Origin of the sequence: Mycobacterium heidelbergense (genome assembly GCF_010730745.1) — a bacterium.
GTDB lineage: Bacteria > Actinomycetota > Actinomycetes > Mycobacteriales > Mycobacteriaceae > Mycobacterium > Mycobacterium heidelbergense.
This window is the reverse complement of record NZ_AP022615.1, coordinates 767,112-784,553: the sequence shown is the minus strand read 5'-3', so window position 1 is coordinate 784,553 and position 17,442 is coordinate 767,112. Positions and strand designations below refer to the sequence as shown.

15 protein-coding genes are annotated in these 17,442 nt (G+C 70.2%); 5 read left to right on the top strand and 10 right to left on the bottom strand.

Annotated features, from left to right (window positions below; all coding sequences use genetic code 11):
• Positions 1 to 51 precede the first annotated feature (51 nt).
• The 4 genes from G6N25_RS03735 to G6N25_RS03720 form a co-directional block, all read right to left on the bottom strand.
• A complete protein-coding gene (locus G6N25_RS03735; protein ID WP_083073846.1) occupies positions 52 to 2,979 on the bottom strand; it encodes an FAD-binding and (Fe-S)-binding domain-containing protein in 2,928 nt (975 codons plus the stop codon).
• A 16-nt stretch (positions 2,980 to 2,995) separates the two neighbouring features.
• Positions 2,996 to 4,789: a thiamine pyrophosphate-requiring protein gene (locus G6N25_RS03730; protein ID WP_083073847.1), complete on the bottom strand. Its 1,794-nt coding sequence runs from the start codon at positions 4,787 to 4,789 to the stop codon at positions 2,996 to 2,998.
• 223 nt (positions 4,790 to 5,012) lie between these two features.
• Positions 5,013 to 5,411, bottom strand: a complete 399-nt coding sequence (locus G6N25_RS03725) for a heme-binding protein (RefSeq protein ID WP_083073848.1) — start codon at positions 5,409 to 5,411, stop codon at positions 5,013 to 5,015.
• A gap of 317 nt (positions 5,412 to 5,728) precedes the next feature.
• Positions 5,729 to 6,340 carry a hypothetical protein gene (locus G6N25_RS03720; protein ID WP_083073849.1) on the bottom strand — a complete coding sequence of 204 codons (612 nt, stop codon included), beginning with the start codon at positions 6,338 to 6,340 and terminating at the stop codon, positions 5,729 to 5,731.
• A gap of 194 nt (positions 6,341 to 6,534) precedes the next feature.
• Here G6N25_RS03720 and mbp1 point away from each other — a divergent pair, with 194 nt between their 5' ends.
• Both mbp1 and G6N25_RS03710 read left to right on the top strand, forming a co-directional pair.
• A complete protein-coding gene (gene mbp1, locus G6N25_RS03715; protein ID WP_083073850.1) occupies positions 6,535 to 6,771 on the top strand; it encodes a microaggregate-binding protein 1 in 237 nt (78 codons plus the stop codon).
• Positions 6,772 to 6,984: 213 nt separating this feature from the next.
• Positions 6,985 to 7,275 (top strand): DUF3349 domain-containing protein, encoded by a 291-nt coding sequence (locus tag G6N25_RS03710; RefSeq protein ID WP_083073851.1) that lies wholly within the window; start codon positions 6,985 to 6,987, stop codon positions 7,273 to 7,275.
• A 20-nt stretch (positions 7,276 to 7,295) separates the two neighbouring features.
• Here the strand turns inward: G6N25_RS03710 and G6N25_RS03705 are convergent, their stop codons facing one another.
• The 4 genes from G6N25_RS03705 to G6N25_RS03690 all read right to left on the bottom strand — a co-directional run bounded on the left by G6N25_RS03705 (position 7,296) and on the right by G6N25_RS03690 (position 11,662).
• Complete coding sequence (locus G6N25_RS03705) at positions 7,296 to 8,063, bottom strand: PIG-L deacetylase family protein (RefSeq protein WP_083073852.1); 768 nt, start codon at positions 8,061 to 8,063, stop codon at positions 7,296 to 7,298.
• A complete protein-coding gene (locus G6N25_RS03700) occupies positions 8,060 to 9,016 on the bottom strand; it encodes an acyl-CoA dehydrogenase family protein (protein ID WP_083073853.1) in 957 nt (318 codons plus the stop codon). Before G6N25_RS03700 ends, G6N25_RS03705 begins: the two co-directional genes overlap by 4 nt.
• Before the next feature lie 189 nt (positions 9,017 to 9,205).
• Positions 9,206 to 9,463, bottom strand: a complete 258-nt coding sequence (locus G6N25_RS03695; RefSeq protein ID WP_083073854.1) for a DUF7218 family protein — start codon at positions 9,461 to 9,463, stop codon at positions 9,206 to 9,208.
• A gap of 78 nt (positions 9,464 to 9,541) precedes the next feature.
• On the bottom strand, positions 9,542 to 11,662 hold the full coding sequence (locus G6N25_RS03690; RefSeq protein ID WP_083073911.1) for a catalase: 2,121 nt from the start codon (positions 11,660 to 11,662) through the stop codon (positions 9,542 to 9,544).
• Between the two features lie 329 nt (positions 11,663 to 11,991).
• Here G6N25_RS03690 and G6N25_RS03685 point away from each other — a divergent pair, with 329 nt between their 5' ends.
• Together G6N25_RS03685 and G6N25_RS03680 are read left to right on the top strand one after the other, a co-directional pair.
• The gene (locus tag G6N25_RS03685) at positions 11,992 to 13,077 is read left to right on the top strand and encodes a helix-turn-helix transcriptional regulator (RefSeq protein WP_083073855.1); all 1,086 of its coding nucleotides are present in this window, start codon (positions 11,992 to 11,994) and stop codon (positions 13,075 to 13,077) included.
• 88 nt (positions 13,078 to 13,165) lie between these two features.
• The gene (locus G6N25_RS03680; RefSeq protein WP_083073856.1) at positions 13,166 to 13,600 is read left to right on the top strand and encodes an SRPBCC family protein; all 435 of its coding nucleotides are present in this window, start codon (positions 13,166 to 13,168) and stop codon (positions 13,598 to 13,600) included.
• 42 nt (positions 13,601 to 13,642) lie between these two features.
• Here the strand turns inward: G6N25_RS03680 and G6N25_RS03675 are convergent, their stop codons facing one another.
• A complete protein-coding gene (locus G6N25_RS03675; RefSeq protein WP_232065694.1) occupies positions 13,643 to 14,983 on the bottom strand; it encodes a flavin monoamine oxidase family protein in 1,341 nt (446 codons plus the stop codon).
• Between the two features lie 146 nt (positions 14,984 to 15,129).
• On the opposite strand from G6N25_RS03675, the gene G6N25_RS03670 reads away from it, so the two are divergent.
• Positions 15,130 to 16,095: an alpha/beta fold hydrolase gene (locus G6N25_RS03670; RefSeq protein ID WP_083073912.1), complete on the top strand. Its 966-nt coding sequence runs from the start codon at positions 15,130 to 15,132 to the stop codon at positions 16,093 to 16,095.
• Here G6N25_RS03670 and G6N25_RS03665 read toward each other — a convergent pair.
• Positions 16,090 to 17,436 (bottom strand): flavin monoamine oxidase family protein, encoded by a 1,347-nt coding sequence (locus tag G6N25_RS03665; protein ID WP_083073858.1) that lies wholly within the window; start codon positions 17,434 to 17,436, stop codon positions 16,090 to 16,092. The genes G6N25_RS03670 and G6N25_RS03665 overlap by 6 nt on opposite strands.
• Between the last annotated feature and the right edge of the window lie 6 nt (positions 17,437 to 17,442).

Here is a 17,442-nt window from a genome sequence, read left to right as displayed (position 1 = left end):
TTCGTGCGCCGAGATCGACGCGGGCGTGCGGTCTACTCGAACTTTCCCGCGCTACCGTGAATTTCGGCGCGCACGATCGCCCCGGCCGGCCGCGGTGAGGGCGTCGGCGAGGGCCTGCGCGACGTGCATCGGCCGGCGGTCGCCGGCGAGGTCACGAATCTGGGTGCGGCAGCTGAACCCGTCGGCCAGCACCAGTGCGTCGGGGTGGGCGTCGCGCAGCGCCGGCATCAGCTTGTCCTCGGCGCACGCGACCGACACGTCGTAGTGCCCCTTTTCGAAGCCGAAATTGCCGGCCAGGCCGCAACATCCGGCGTCGAGGACCTCGGTGTCGACTCCGGCGCCGGTGAGCAGTTGGCGCTCGTGGGTGTAGCCCAGCACCGCATGCTGATGGCAGTGCTGCTGAACGACGGCGCGGCCGGCGATCGGGGGCGCCTCCCAGTCCGGCGCCTTGGCCGCCAAAAGCTCACCGAGGGTGTAGGTCTGGCCGGCCAACCGGTGGGCGTCCTCGTCGTCGTAGAGCAGTTCGGGCAGGTCGGACCGGAACACCGCGGCGCAGCTGGGTTCCAGCACCACCACCGGCGTACCCGTCCGCAACGCCGGCCCCAGCGCCGTAAGGGTGCGGCGCAGAACGCGTTTGGCGACGCGAAGCTGACCGGTGGAGATCCAGGTCAGCCCGCAGCACACGGCTCGGCGGGGAACCTCGACCTCGAAGCCGGCCGATTCCAGCACCGCGACGGCGGCCTTGCCGACGTCGGGCTCGAAGTTGTTGACGAAGGAATCCGGCCACAGCACCACGCGGCCCCGCGACGGCGGGGTGCCCCCGACGGGGCGGTGGGCGAACCAGGCGGTGAACCTTTCGTCGGCGAAGCGGGGCAGCTCGCGCCGGGCGTCGATGCCGCCGGCCTTCTTGAGCAGCGTCGACAATCCCGGCGAGTGCATCACCGCGTTGAGCAGGCTCGGCGCGGCGGCGGCCAGCCGCGCCCAGAACGGGATCCAGCCCATCGAATAGTGCGCCATCGGCCGGAAACGGCCCCGGTAGTGATGGAACAGAAACTCGGCCTTATAGGTGGCCATGTCCACGTTGACCGGGCAGTCGCTGAGGCAGCCCTTGCACGCCAGGCACAGATCGAGTGCGTCGTGAACCTCGGTGGAGCGCCATCCGTCGGTGATGACGTCGCCCTGCACCATCTCGAACAGCAGCCGGGCGCGCCCCCGGGTGGAGTGCTCTTCTTCCTGGGTGGCGCGGTAGCTGGGGCACATCACGCCCGATTCGTCGCCGCGGCACTTGCCGACGCCGACGCAGCGCGCCGCCGCGCGCGAGAAGCGGTGGTCGTCGCCGGGGTAGGCGAAGAGCACCCGCGGTTCGGCCGGACGGTAATCCACGCCGTAGCGCAGGTTCTCGTCGAGCTTGTAGGGGTGCACCACCTTGCCGGGATTCATCCGGTTGTCCGGGTCGAACAGCGCCTTGGCCCGTTCGAACGCTTCGACCATGCGTTCGCCGAACATGATCGGCAACAGCTCCCCGCGGGATTGGCCGTCGCCGTGCTCGCCGGACAGCGACCCGCCGTATTTCACCACCAGCCGCGCCGACTCCTCCACGAAGGCGCGGTATTTGGCCACCCCGTCCGCGGTTCGCAGGACAAACGGGATGCGGGTGTGCACGCAGCCCTGGCCGAAATGCCCGTAGAGCGAGGCGGTTCCGTAGTCGTAGCGATCGAGCAGGCGGCGGAAATCGCGCAGGTAATCGCCCAGCCGCTCCGGCGGCACCGCCGCGTCTTCCCATCCCTCATGCGTCTCGGGCTCGTTGGGCGGATACGCGGTGGCACCCAGCCCGGCCTCGCGCGCGGCCCAGACCTCCTTCTTCCGGCTCGGGTCGTCCAGCACCGCGGCGTCGGTGCGCACCCGCCTCTGCAGAGCGTCGATCATCGACTTGGCCTTGTGATCGGCCGCGTGCTGGTCGTCGCCGTCGAACTGAACCATCAGCCAGGCCGCGCCGTCCGGCAGCTGGCGCAGCGCCTTTTCGGCCAGCCGCCGCGAATGCTCGAGTTCCACCAGGCGGTGATCCAGGCCCTCCAAAGCCGAGGGGTGGTGCTCGAGGATGGCGGGCACCGCGTCGGCGGCCGAGCCGATGTCGTCGAAGCCCAACACCGCCAGCGCGGTGGCCGCCGGCACGCGCACCAGCGTCAGCTCCGCGCGCAGCACCGTGACGAGCGTGCTCTCGGAGCCGACCAGCGCCTTGGCGACGTGAAAGTTGTTCTCCGGCAACAAGGAGTCGAGGTTGTAGCCCGATACCCGCCGCGGGATCTTTGGGTAGGTGGACCGGATGTCGTCGGCGTACTTATCGGCGAGGGTCTTGAGGCCGTCGTAGATTTCGGCCCGCCGGCCGCCCCCGCCGACGATCCGGGCGAACTCGTCGTCGTCGGTCTGGCCCACCCACATCCGCACCCCATCGTAGGTCAGCACCTCGAGGCGGCGCACCGAATCGACCATCTTGCCGTACGCCTGGGCGCTGGAACCGCAGGAGTTGTTGCCGATCATCCCGCCGATCGTGCAGCTGACGTGGGTGGACGGTTTGGGGCCCACCATCCAGCCCGACGGGCGCAGGCGGTCGTTGAGCGCGTCGAGCTTGATGCCCGGCTCCACCACGGCCACACCGGCCTCGGCGTCGACGGACTCGACCCGGGTGCAGTACTTGCTCCAGTCGATCACCACCGCGGCGTTGCAGCACTGCCCGGCCAGGCTGGTGCCGCCACCGCGGGACAGCACCGGCAGGTCGTGGCCGCGGCACACGGCGACGGCCTGGGCGGCGGCCTCCGGGGTGCGCGGCACCACCACGCCGATGGGCACCTGCCGGTAGTTGGAGGCGTCCGTGGAATACGTTGCGCGCGAACCCGGATCGAACCGGATCTCGCCGTCAACGGTGTCGCGCAGGTCCGCGGCCGCGGCGTCGAATAGCGTGGGCGTTCGGTCCCCCGTCATGCCGTCCGGTCACCCCTCAACTGTTCTTGTGCGGCAGGAACTCCTGCGCTTTGGCCTTGAGTCCCTCCTTGACGAATCCGACCCGGTTTTTGTCACCGGCGAGCACGGCGGCCGCGGTGGATTTGAACTGCTCCCAGGTGGCGTGCGGCGGGATGGGCGGCATGTCGGGATCGGTGTAGACGTCCAGGACGGTGGGGCGGTCGGCCGACAACGCGTTGCGCCAGGCGTCGGACAGTTCCTCCGGGTCCTTGACGGCCATCGCGTTGAGGCCCAGCCCGGCCGCGAAGCCGGCGTAGTCGACGTCGGGAAGCTCCTGGGATTCCACGAATTTCGGCGCCCCGGCCATGGCCCGCATCTCCCAGGTGACCTGGTTGAGGTCGTTGTTGTGCAGGATCGCCACGACCAGGCGCGGGTCGTCCCATTCCCGCCAGTACCGTTTGATCGTGATCAGCTCGGCCATGCCGTTCATCTGCATGGCGCCGTCGCCGCTGAACACGACGACGGGCCGTTGCGGCTGCGCGAATTTGGCGCCGATGCCGTACGGCACGCCGGGACCCATCGTCGCCAGGGTCCCCGACAGTGAGCCGCGAATATCGCCGCGAAACTTGAGGTTTCGCGCGTACCAGTTGGCCGCCGAACCGGAATCGGCCGTGACGATGGCGTTGTCGGGCAGCTGCGGGGAGAGCTCGTCGAACAGCCGCAGCGGGTTGATCGGGTGCGCGCCGACCATCGCCTCCTTATGCATGGTTTCCCACCAGCGCGCCACGTTGGCCTCGATGCCGTCGCGCCACGACCTGTCCTCCTTGCGTCGCAACCGGGGGATCAGCGCCTTCAGCGCGGCCTTCGCGTCGGCGACCACGTTGACCTCGTAGGGATAGCGCATCCCGATGAACCGGCCGTCGACGTCGATCTGCACGGCCCGGCACTGCCCGAACTCCGGCAGGAACTGGGTGTACGGGAAGCTGGATCCCACGGTGAGCAGGGTGTCGCAGTCGCGCATCAACTCGTAGCTGGGCCGGGTCCCCAGCAGGCCGATGGACCCGGTGACCCAAGGCAATTCGTCGGACAACACGTCCTTGCCCAGCAGCGCCTTGGCCGCTCCCGCGCCGAGCAGGTCGGCGACCTCGGTCAGCTCCCGGTGTGCCCCGCGCGCGCCGGTGCCCACCAGCATCGCGACCCGTTCGCCGTCGTTGAGGACCTCGGCCGCCCGCGCGATGGCGGCGTCGTCGGGGGAGATCGCCGGCGATTCGATGCCCAGGCTGGACGGCACCATCTTGAACGCGTGGGTGGGCGGCGAATACGGCAGTTCCTGCACGTCGGCGGGGATGATCAACGCCGTCGGGGCGCGCTGCGTCAGGGCCACCCGGATGGCGCGATCGAGCACGTTGGGCAATTGTTCTGGGACCGTGACCATTTGGACGTAGTCGCTGGCGACGTCCTTGTACAGGCTCAGCAGGTCGACCTCCTGCTGGTAGGACCCGCCCATGGCGCTGCGGTTGGTCTGGCCGACGATGGCCAGCACCGGCACATGGTCGAGCTTGGCGTCGTAGAGGCCGTTGAGCAGATGGATCGCGCCGGGTCCCGACGTCGCCGCGCACACCCCGAGGCGGCCGGCGAATTTGGCGTAGCCGACCGCTTCGAACGCGCTCATCTCTTCGTGGCGCGACTGGACGAACTGGGGCCTGTTGTCCGCGCGGCCCCACGCGGCGAGGAGCCCATTGATGCCGTCGCCGGGATAGGCGAATACGTGCCGCACGTCCCACGCCCGCAGCCGTTCGAGCAGATAATCACCGACGTTCTGCTTCGACATCAACCAGCCCTCCTCGACCGAAGTGCGGCTTTGGCACTTCCCGCAGGAGTCGTGATACCCGCAATCGCCGTTGTTATTCCTGGCTCGCGGGCGTTAACCCCATGCGTCGCATCAGTCACTCGCCGGCCGGCATACACCGATGTGCCCGCCTACGCGCGACAGCCACCCCGGAAAGCGACGAACGACCCGCCACGGCGCTGGGGCGGGTCGTTCGCCGGCGGGATCAGCCGGCCATGAACTCGTGGTAGGCCGATTCCAGATTCGGTGGAAGGGCCGTGACATTGCACTGCCGTTCGGTGTCGCCGATCGGTGACAGGATGCCCCGCAAGTCGCTGTACTGCTGCGGATGCGCGGTGAAATAGCCGCGCAGGCTGGACTCGGCCTCCGGGCGCGGCTGCCCGTAGGCGGCCGTGACCACCTGGTTGGCGTCCGGATGTGCGGCCAGGTACTGCTGCGCCGCGCCGGTCACCGAGGAAACGGTGGCGTTCACACCGCCCGGGCTGCAGTCGGGTGCCGCGGCCGCCGTTGGCGCACCGATGAGCCCCACGGTCAATCCCCCGAGCAGACAGCCCGCGCTGATGCCGGCCACTCGCCGGCGCGCGACGATACTGCTGATTTTCATGATGAGTGTTGTCCTTCGAAATAGATCGATTGATTCTTCGACAGAGGCTCCCGGTCCTCGAAAACCAAAGTAGCGAAAGCCAACAGTGGCGGTGTTCGCTCACAACGAACGCCCGCACCGCGCGGCCCTCGACACACCGCCTGGGCGGGGGTTTTCGCCAAGCGAGCCCCCCAAATTCGCCCGCCAACGCTGAGGATCCTTAGAAAACGGGACCGTTTCTTAAGCAATCGTGATGTCAATCGTGACGCAACCGTGACCTGAAGGGGGCTCCGTCGCGCGGGCGGCCGCAGCTCAACCCGGCCCGAGCGTAGGACCCGTCAGCGGGGCGGGGTCGCGGCCTCGCCGGCCGAACCGCCGTCTGTGTCGGCCGGAGCCAGGGTGTGCAGCCAGGTGTCGACGTCGGGGCCGATGACTATCGCCTGACCGGAAGCCAGCAGCGCGCCGGTGGCAAGCGCGCCGAGCGCGGGTTGCGCGGCGCGCACCCGACGGCTATCGCCTTGCTGCGCAAGCAGTTTCGATGTCAGCTCGGGTAACCGGATGGTCTGCGGGCCGGTGATGGTGCGCGGCGGGTGCGTCTGCCCCAGGGCCGCCTCGACCAGCACGTCGGCGACGGTGTCGGCGGCGATGGGCTGAATCAGCCAGTCCTGGACGACCACCTCACCGTCGTCGCACGTCACCGCGGCGGGATGGGTGGCGAATTCGTACCACTGGGTGGACCTCACGATCGTCGCTGGCACCGGACCGTCGAGCACGATCTCCGACGTCGACACCCGCCAGCGCGCGGGACAGCCCTGCCCCGAGACCAGGTCGACGCCGTGGGCGCGGGATATCTCCACCACCGCGACGTCGCGCGCCCTCAGCCTGGCGACGACGCGGGATCCCGCCGTACCGGTCGCCCCGATGACACCGACAGTGCTCAGTGACCTCACCCGCTTTCCCTCGTCGCCGGCTGGCCTACCCGGAAAAACGCAACCCAAACAAGCCCGTCCACCGCGGGCAGCGACCGGCGGGAAAAGTGCCGGGAGTGTTTGACCGGGCGCCGTGCGGGAAGCCAGTAGGTGCGAACGGGATTCGCAAAACCACATTGGGCGCAAGCTCAGTAACCACCGAGGGAGGTCAATTCATGGGGGATCAGAAGAGCGGACCGCAAGAGGCCGTCAAGGGTGCCGTCGAGGGCATCAAAGGCAAGGCCAAGGAGGTCGGCGGGACCATCGCCGGTCGCGACGACCTGATCAAGGAGGGCCGGGCGCAGCAGGACAAGGCCGACGCTCAGCGTGACGCCGGCAAGAAGGAGGCCGAAGCCGAGTCGGCGCGGGCGGGAGCGAAGGCCGCCGAGCAGCGTCAGAAGGAGAACCAGTAATCCGATTCCCCGAAGGGGTCCGGCGCCGCTGACGGGCCGGGCCCCTTCACTTTGCGCCCGCGCCAACAGGTACGGTGAGGCGTTGGCCACCTCGGCCGGGTGTCACGCACGAGAAGGAATCCACCCGGGCGTGGTTTTAAACCGCGACGCCCGGTTATCCGTGGCAGAGACGTCCCGCGGTGCTGGCGGGCGGCGAGGTTAGCGAGGTCAAATATGCGCTTGCGCGATGGGCTGTCGAGCATCGTTGCGTTTCTGCGTGCCGGTTACCCGCGCGGAGTGCCCGCCACCGGTTACGTGGCGCTGTTGGCGCTGTTGCCGCGGCGGATATCCGACGACGAGGTCGCGGTCGTCACGAGCAAATTCATCGGGCGCGGGCGGCGGCCGATCGACAACGCGGACGTCGGGGTCGAGATCACCCGGATCACTGACGAAATGCCCTCATTGGACGACATCGGGCGTGTCCGGCATCGGCTCGAGGCAAGGGCCGGCGGCCACCACGGGTAAGCGCCGGTGATCGGACTCGGTCACCGGAATACCACTTCCCCCACCGCGAGCAGTCGCTGCAGCGCGAAGGCCGGCAACACGGGTGCCGTGCCGCCGGCGCCCGGCTCCAGCTGGCTGCGAAAGCAGTGCGCGGCATGGCGTTTGCGATCCAGCGCCCAGCCGGACAGGCACACCGAGTGAGCCCGGTCCCACGGCACGGCCGGGTCGGCGGGGTGGGCCCAGTGCCACATCCACACGGGATACTCCAGCAGCTCGACGTCGGTGCGCGCGCACGCCTCCGCCGCGGCACGTCCCACGGCCTCGTGGTCGGGATGACCGTCGCCGCGCCAGGTGGCGGCGCAGCGGGTCCCCGGTGCGGCACCCCGGAGGATCTCGGCGAGCGACTCGGCGATCCTGTCCTCGTGGTCGGTCAGCCGGCCGTCGGGCAGGCCCAGCGACACGGGCGGAGGAACCCCTAAAACGCTTGTTGCCCTCCGTAGTTCGTATCTTCGTATGGTTTCCAGACGCGTCCGGTCCGACGGCGTGGCGCCGGCCGCGCCGCCGTCACTGGCCGATACCACCCGGACGTCGACGCCCGACGCCACGAGGTGCGCGATCGTCGCACCCAGGCCGAGGGTCTCGTCGTCGGGGTGCGGCGCAACGACGACCAGCCCGCGGCATCCGGTCAGATCCAGTGCCGGCGGCGGCTGCCTGTCGAGCGCGGCCAGCCACACCGGCAGCGGCGTGCCGCCGCGGGTCAACGGCTCGGCCTCGAACGCGGCGCAGTCGCCTGCCGGCGCGGTTTTCAACCGGCCCCCAATGGCTGGCGCCCGGCGAGCCGGCCGAGTTCGGCGAGATCCCGCTCGGCGTGGCTTTGTCGTATATAGATCGTCAAGTCGGCCACCCGCTGCGCGTGCCGGCCGTCCTGGCACAGCGGGCCCGGCCCCAGAGCGCGGCCCGTCCGGGTGATGGCTTCATCGGCCGCGTGCTCGACGACCGTGCGGACCCGACGGGCCAGCAGTTGAGCGGTATCGGTGCGGTCGAACGGGTCGGAGTCGATCCGCGATGCCGACGCGGCCAGGATCGCGTCGCCGGCGGCGAGCGCGGCGTCCACGGCGCCCAGGTGTGCCAGCGAGTATGCGTCGGCCGATGTGCTTGTGGCGCAGCGATAGAGCGGCTCGGCGACCCTGCGCGCCCCGCCGAGCCAGCACGCGGCCACGCCGATCGCACCGTGCCAGAAGCCCGGCCGATTCAGGTAGTCGTCCGCATCCCCGACGGCGACGGCGTGGGCGTTGGTGAACTGCACGGCCCTGGTGTCGCTGCCGGCCATCCCGACGTTCCACCACGTGGTCGGCAGCGCTTTGACCGCCGGGTCGGTGGCCGTCACGGCGAACAGCCCCCGCCGTCCGTCGTCGAGCCGGGCCGTCACCAGTGCATGGGTGCAGAACCCGGCCCCCGAGCACCACACCTTGGTGCCGCTGAGAATGACTGCGCCGCCGGCGATCTTGGTGGCGGTCACCACCGCGTCGGGGGACTCGGCCGCCCAGACGCCCCACAGTTGATCGGAATCGGGCGGCTTGCCGCCCAGCTCGTGGAGTGTCGCGACCGCGTCGACGTGCGCCTCGGCGATCCGGGCCGCCACGATGTCGTCCTCGGCCAGGTGTGTCAGGCGCTGCCAGCGTTCGGCGGTGCGTCCCGAGGCGGGCAACGGCAACTCGAGCCGCCCGGACTCCAGCCAGTGCTTGACCAATCCCGCCGTCACGCGCCATCACCCGCCGACGAATTCCCCCGGGCCGCGGTCGGGATCGCGACGGCCACCCGGTCGTAGGCATGGTGGGCGCGGGACGCAGGGCCTGACATAACACATGACTTGCCCACTCTGACCGTACTTAAACAGATGACAAATCCCGCGATGGCGTGCCGGCTCGGCCTCACCGGCTGACCGCCCGAGTCAGTGGTTGCGCAGCTTGGCGACCAACTTGTCCTTCGTCAGGCCCGAATATCCCGAGATGCCAAGCTCTTTGGCCCGCTTCTTCAGCTGCGGAACCGTCCAGTCCTGGTAGGACCCCGACTTGCCGCCCTTGCGGGCGACCGACGATTTGCCCCGGGCGGCGGCGGCGTTGGAAATACGCGCGGCCTTTTCCTGGGAGTCGCCCTTCTTGCGCAGGTCCTCGTACAGCTTCTCGTTCTTGATCGACGGATTCGGCATGATTCACCCTCCTGTGGACAGACGTTGCGAGAATGCCCCGCCCGCGAACGGTCAAAACCCCGGCGTGCCGGCGGCCCGCTATGCCGGCACGGGGTCCGTCTGGCGTTGCCAGCAGCGGTGCTGGGCCAGCGCGGCGGCGAACTCCTCGGCGAACTCATCCGGCAACTCGTCGGCGGCGGCCGTGGTGGTGACGACGGCCTGGTCGCTGACGACGTCCGCGCCGTCAGCGAGGCGGTTCTCGATGCCCGCATCGCGCAGCAGGTCGATCCCGGCGCCGTACGCGCCGATCGGTTTCAGGTGCTTGTAGGCCTCGACCACGAAGTGCACCGCGTAGCCGTCGCCGGAGAGCGTGGACACCGACTCCGGCCCGCACGCCACCACGACCGCGTCGTAGAGCACCGACGCCATCGTCGTGAACGCCCGGTCCACCGGGAGTTCCCCGCCGGACCCGCCCCGCAGGGTGCCGCCGGCGACTGGGGCCAGGACTTCGACCACCGCGCCGCGCTGTCGCATCAGTTCGATAAACCGCTGCGTCCCAACGACATCCACGCCGTCGGCGGCCAGCACCGCGATCTTGCGCGAGGCGATCGTGTCACCGACACCGACACCGACACCGATCTGCGACAGCGCCGGCGACGCGACCACCGCACCGTCGACCGCCTCGTCGGGCGGCTCGGGAAGCCCCAGCTTCGCCGCCACCAGGGTGGCCAGCTCGTGGTCGACGCGGGCGAGCTGGGCCACCACCGCCGACCGGATCTCGGGGACCTCGACCTTGCCGAGCTCGAAGGCGAACGCGGCGACGATGTGCTCGGCCTCGACCGCCGACATGCTCTTCCAGAACATCCGCGCCTGGCCGTAGTGGTTCTCGAAGGACTTCGCGCGCTTGCGCATCGCGACGCCGTCGACCCGCTGGGTGTAGTGCCGGAACACGCCCTCGTCGGCCAGCGCCGGGCATCCGCCGCCGATGGTGTTCTTGAAATAGCTGGACCGGCCCTGCGGGATGACGTGCTGCCCGTAGCCGTCGTGCTGGTTGTTGCGCACCTCGGCCACCGGCCGGTTGACCGGCAGCTGCGCGAAGTTGGGCCCGCCCAGGCGGATCAGCTGCGTGTCGAGGTAGGAGAAGTTGCGGAACTGCAGCAGCGGATCGTTGGTGAAGTCGATCCCCGGCACCACGTTGGCGGTGTGGAAAGCCACCTGCTCGGTTTCGGCGAAGAAGTTGTCGGGGTTGCGGTTCAGCACCATCCTGCCCACCGGCCGAACCGGAACCTGCTCCTCTGGAATGATTTTCGTGGCGTCGAGCAGGTCGAAGTCGAACCTGAACTCGTCGGCCTCGGCCACCAGCTGCACCCCGAGCTCCCATTCCGGATACTGGCCGGACTCGATGGCCTCCCACAGGTCGCGCCGGTTGTAGTCCGGGTCCTTGCCGGCGATCTTCTGGCATTCGTCCCAGATCAGCGAGTGCACGCCCAGCCGCGGCTTCCAGTGGAACTTCACGAAAGTTCCCTCGCCGCCGTCGTTGACCAGCCGGAACGTGTGCACCCCGAAGCCCTGCATCATGCGGTAGCTGCGCGGCAGCGCGCGATCCGACATCAGCCACATGATGGTGTGCAGCGTCTCGGGCTGCAGCGAGACGAAGTCCCACAGGGTGTCATGCGCGGAGGCCGCCTGCGGAATCTCGTTGTGCGGCTCGGGTTTAACGGCGTGCACGAAGTCGGGGAACTTGATGCCGTCCTGGATGAAGAAGACCGGGAAGTTGTTGCCCACCAGGTCGTAGTTGCCCTGTTCGGTGTAGAACTTGGTGGCGAACCCGCGCACGTCGCGGACCGTGTCGGCCGAGCCGCGCGACCCGGCCACCGTGGAGAACCGCACGAACACCGGGGTGCGGGTGCCCGGCGTGGTCAGGAATTTCGCCGCGGTGTACTCGGCCAGCCAGTCGTCGTACGGTTCGAAGAAGCCGTAGGCGCCGGCCCCCCGAGCATGGACCACGCGCTCCGGGATGCGCTCGTGGTCGAAGTGGGTGATCTTCTCCCGGGCATGAAAGTCCTCCAGCAGCGTGGGTCCCCGCTCGCCGACGGTCAGCGAATCGTCGGTGTGGTCGACCCGCACGCCCTGCTGGGTGGTCAGGTATCCGGTGTCGCGGCGCACCCGCGACCGCTCGAGATCGCGCTGCTTTGGATCGGGGTTGTGGTCGGTGTTCATCGCCTGTCCTTCGCTGTTCGTCACGGCGCTGGCTGTCCAGTCAGTCGGATACCACCGGACAGTCTGCGCAAACCGACCTGACCCCGACCTGCACGGTTACCTACCCCTGACAGCGGGTAGTCGAGGGTGGCGAGGTCGCGACCAACGCACAGGGCGACCTCCGGCGTTTCGTCGTCATCGAGCCGGGTAAAGCCCCTTAGTTGGCCGCGGCGCGCGGCGACTCGGGAGGCAGCGACGTGACCGGCGACGACCTTCCCGGTGAGCGTCTATCGACAGCTGGTGTCTCAGTGCTGGGCGCCACCGGAGCTGCAGTCGACGGAGGCGGGGTGATGCCTTCAACCCTGACGAGCGTCGCCCGGGACACCGCGCCCGGCGCGCTGGTGGGCATCGCCGGTGGCCCCGACGCGATCCACGTCGACCTTCGCCCGGCCCGTAAGCCGCCGCCGTGTGACGCGGGGCAGGCGAACGGCCCGGCGGCGCTTCGGTACGAGCAATTCCACACCGTAGACCCGGAGGCCACGCGCCGGTTCTTCGCCGGCGCCTACACGCCGGGCTGGCGGGTCAGCGGTCTAACCGGCGGCTCCGTCGTCACCCATCGGCGCCGCGCCGCGGGTTCGCTGACCGTCGACGAAGTGCTGATCCGGGGCCGATTGGGGTTCGAGATTCCTCCCGCCGACACGGTCGTCGTGGTCCAGCCCCGCGCGGGATCGCTGACCGTGACGGGGGCGCCGTTCCCGAATGTGGATTGCCCCGTGCTGGTCGCCCACGGCATGTCCTGCCTGCTGCGGGTGAACGGGGCGCGGTTCGACGTCGTGACCCTCGCGGCAGACGTGCTGGGCAAGGTCGCCGCGTCCTGGCACGCGCCGTTGCCGCGACAGATCCGGTTCCTGAATTGGCGCCCGCGTTCGCCCGGCGCCGTGCGCGCGTGGCATCGGGCGCTGGACTACGTCACCGCGACCCTGGCCGCCGCGGACACCGCCCAGCAGCCGCTGATCGTCGCGGCGATGGCCCCGTTGCTGGCCGGCGCCCTGCTCGAGTGTTACCCGTCCAATGTGACCGAGCAGGACCCGGCCGCCGACGCCGCGCTCCCGGAAACGCTCAGGGACGCCGTGGATTTCATCCACCGCCACGCGGCCGCCGAAGTCGGCATCAACGATGTCGCGGCGGCGGTGCACCTGACCCCCAGGGCGGTGCAGTACCTTTTCCGGCGCCAGCTCGATACGACGCCGACGGAGTACATGCGTCGCGTCCGGCTGCATCGCGCTCATCAGGAACTGGTGGCCGGTGAGCGGTCCGGCACGACGGTCACCGAGATCGCGCGGCGGTGGGGCTTCGCGCACACCGGCCGCTTCGCGGTGCTCTACCGACAGACCTACGGCCAGAGCCCCCACACCACCCTCAGGCAGGCCACGTAGCCGGCGGTCCGCGCACCGGACGACGGCGGCGGTCGGGCGCGCCTAGCATGGACGTGGATAACGGCGTTACCGCGAAGGGGGAGATCGCATGGTCGAGATTCACGTGGAGCGCACGATCGGCGCACCGGCCGAGCGGGTTTTCGACTGGCTGGCCGACCCGGCGAACCTGACCGCCGCCCCGCTGGCCCTGAAGGCCGGGTACGCGAAGGATTCGCCGGGGCCCGGCGCGGGCGCGGTGCGCGAGTTGATCGCGGTGGGCACGTGGTTCCGGGAAGAGATTTCGGCCTACGACCGGCCGCGCAGCTACTCGTACCTCATCCTCCGGTCGTTCCCGCCGTTCAACCACGAGGGCGGCACCCTGACCTTCACCGCGTCGGGCGACGGCACCCACGTGGACTGGGTGAGCAACTACACCCATCCGGCCTGGGCCGGGGGCAAGCTGTTGGAGGCGGTCAGCTATCGGCTGCTGCGCTCCGGCTTCCTTGCGATCCTCGAGGCCTGCGCGCGGGAGCTGGAGAGCTAGCGGTGAGCGAATCCCGCTGTGGGGCAACCCATGAGCGGGCCGTCACCCAGTCAGTCGACGCATCAATTGGCCGGCGGCGAATCGGCCGCTGACCACGGCGCCGGTCACGGTGGCCGGATTGTTGACGCCGACGGCCTCGCCCGCCAGGTAAAGCCGGTCGCCGATCGGTTCCTGCAGCCGGCGCCGATCTTCCAGGCCCGAGCCGGGCGCGTGGAACGAGTAGGCGCCCCGCGCGTAGGGGTCGACGCTCCAACTCGACGTCCGGACCTCGACCGGGGAGATGTCGTCGCCGAACAGGTGGCGGGCGACGGGCAGCGCGCCGGCCATCAGATCCCCGGGGGAGGACGTCTCCGCCGACCGGCCGCGGTCACCGGCGTTGAACGCCAACACGATTGGACCCGCGGCGCCCGGCAGGGTGAACCACTGCGACCAGGCGCCCGGCTCGGCGCCGAGGAACTGGTAAAAGGCGTTCTCCACGTCCCACGTCCGCCGGTCGAAACGGAAGTAGCTCTTGGACAGCACGCCGAAGCCCAGCGCATGCACCGCGCGGTCGTGCCCGTCGGGAAGCGGCGGGTCGAAGGCGATCGCACCGGATTTCAGCACGCCGAGCGGGACCGTGACGATCGCGGCGGTTCCCTCGAACGACCGGTTCGCGGCCCGCACCGTGACGGAGTCGTCGCGTCGCACGATCGCGGTCACCGGCGTACTCAGCACGATCCGAAGGCCGTCGGCGAGCAGCCGCGGCAGGGCGTCGTAGCCGCTGAGGACGACGTCCTGCTCGCCGCCGGCGTAATCGCCCTTGTCGAATGTCGTGGCGGACAGCCGATCCGCGTCGGCGGCGTACTCGTCCTCGATCTCGGTGGTCAGATAGAAGGCCAACTGGGCGCGGTCGGCGCCGGAAAGCCGTGCCCCGGCCGCCGCGGCGTCGACGGCGGCGCCGAGACTCCCGCCGTCGACCCGGCCACGCGCCCGTTCCACGAACTCGCGCCAGGCTTTCGGGTCGTAGCGCAGCGGCGCCAGTCGGGGATCGACCGCAAGCTTCGCCCACCCGTAGTAGTCGGTCGGGGCGAGCCGCGCCCGCGCCTTCCGCGCCAGCTCCATCAGCGGATTGTCGGTCGTCCCGTGGATCCAGGACGCGCCCATCTCGAGCGGCACACCCCACTCGCGGTCGGTGTGCACCCTGCCGCCGATGCGATCGCGGGCCTCGATCACGCGCACCGGCCAGCCCGCGTCGGCGAGGCTGCGCGCGGCGGACAGGCCCGCCATGCCGGCGCCAACGACGAGCACCGCCTTGGTGTCCGGGGGCGCGCACGCGGCCGCCAACCCGCCGCCGGCCACGGCCGTCGTTGCCGCGAAGAACTCCCGACGAGACATCGGGGACACGGCTGTCAGCGTCTCACATCGCACCCGGTGCCGCGGGAAACTCGCGGCGTGTATTCGCCGAATCGGCCCGATTCACCGTCGAAGTCGCGCTAAACTCGCGTCCAACCGGAGTGCGGCGATGCGGCCGTGTTCGAGGGGGAATGACGATGGGTGCTCGGCGATCGACTGGCACGGCTGAGTGGTTCCCCGACGTACCACCGCCAAGCCGCACCCTGGCCGTGCGCGCAACCGACGGAACCCCGTTGCACGCCCAGGTATTCGGCCCGCCCGACGGCTATCCGATCGTGCTGACCCACGGCATCACCTGCGCGATCCGGGTGTGGGCGCACCAGATCGCGGACCTGGCCACCGATTACCGGGTGATCGCGTTCGACCACCGCGGCCACGGGCGCAGCGGCGTTCCGCGGCGCGGCGGCTACAGCCTGAAACACCTTGCGTCCGACCTGGATTCGGTGCTCGACGCGACGCTGGCACCGCGGGAACGCGCGGTGCTGGCCGGACACTCGATGGGCGGCATCGCCATCGCCGCCTGGTCGGCGCACTACCGCCACAAGGTGCGCCGGCGCGCCGACGCGGTGGCGCTGATCAACACCACCACCGGGGATTTGGTGCGCGAGGTGAAACTGCTGTCGGTGCCGCGCGAGTTCTCGCCGGCGCGGGTCCTGGCCGCGCGCGCCCTGATCAACGCGTTCGGCGGGTTTCCCCTACCGCCCGCGGCCCGGATCCCGAGCCGCCACCTGGTCGCGATGCTCGCGGTCGGGCGTGACGCCGACCCGGGCGCCGCGCGCGTCGTCAACGAGCTGTTCGCGCAGACGCCACCGGCCGGGCGCGGGGGCTGCGCGAAGATGCTCGTCGACGCGTTGGGGTCACGGCACCTCGACCTCGACGGCCTGACGGTGCCGACCCTGGTCATCGGCAGCGAGCGCGATCGGCTGACGCCGATCGGCCAGTCCCGCAGGATCGCCCGGACCGCGCCCAACGTCGTCGGCCTGGTCGAGCTGCCCGGCGGCCACTGCTCGATGCTGGAGCATCCCGGCGAGGTGAGCCGCCGGCTGCGGGAACTCGCCGAATCGGTGAGCCGCGACGTCCGGGTCCGCCGGATCAGCTCATAGCAGGGCGGTGATCTCGGCGGCCGCCCGCTGGCCGGACCTGACCGCTCCGTCGAGGAACCCGGTCCATTCGTCCGCGGTCTCGGTGCCGGCCCAGTGGATCGGACCGACCGGCTCGCGCAACCACCGCCCGAATCGCGTCCACGATCCCGGCGGCACCGCCGCGGTCGGACCGCCCGGCGCGAAACCCTCCGCGCCCCAACGGTGGTCGACATAGTCGAGGGGTTTGAGCGCCTCGTCGCCGAACAGCGACGCGAAGCAGCGCAGCGCGTCGCGGCGGCGCTGCTCGGTGGGAAGCGAGTCGAACGCGCGGGCGTCGACGAAGCCCATCAGGATGCCCGGCCCGTCGGCGTGCGGGCTGACGTCGAAGGTGATGAACACCGGGCCCCGGTCGGACAGCGCCTGCCCGGAGAACCCGTCGGCCCGCCAGAACGGCGTCTCGTAGGCCGCGTAGGCCTTGCTCAGCCGGCCCTGCGGCCAGTGCCGGGCGAGTTGGTCGTATTCGGCGGGCAGCGGGGGAGCGAACTCGATCGACGCGCGATGGGCCGGCGGGATCGCGACGATGACGAACCCGGCCTCGACCGAGCCGGCGTCGCTCGTCACCGTGACCCCCGCACCGTGGCGGTCGATGCGGCGGACCGGCGCGCCCAGCACCACGCGGGCGCCCAGCGCGGCGGCCGCCGCCTCGGCGATCTGCTGTGTCCCGCCCGGGAATCGGTCCTGCTGGGCACCGTTTTCGACGTCGAGCAGCCGGTCCAGGCCGCCGGCGGCGTGGGTGTAGCGGGCGGCGTGCAGCATCGACACGTCGTCGGGTTCACATCCCCAGGTCACCCGGGCCACGATGGCCATCAGGTCGCGCGACGAGGCGGTGGCGCGCACCGAGCGCAACCACTCGCCCAGCGACATGCCGTCGAGCCGGCGCGCGCGGCGCGCGTCCCACGGGGCCGCCACCGGGACGCCGCGGGCGATCCGTTCGAATTGCCAACGCAGCCGGCCGATGTCGAGCAATCCGGTCAGCGACAGCTTCGGAATGGTGCCGTGGTAGGGGCGCGCCCAGCCGCGCCACTGGATGACGTTCTTGCCGTCGTGGTGGGTCGGCGTGGTCGGGACCGCAAGCTCGGCCGCCAGCGCCAGGACGGCGTCCTGGGTCGGGCCGACGAACGTGCCGCCCAGATCGGCGGGCAACCCCGCGACGCTGCCGGTGAATGATCGCCCGCCGACCCGGTCACGGCCCTCGAGGACCAGCACGTCATAGCCCTGCCGGGCCAGCTCCCGCGCCGCGGCCAGCCCGGCGAAGCCGGCGCCGACCACGACGACGTCGACGGTCCGCGGCGGCTTTGTCACGTCCTC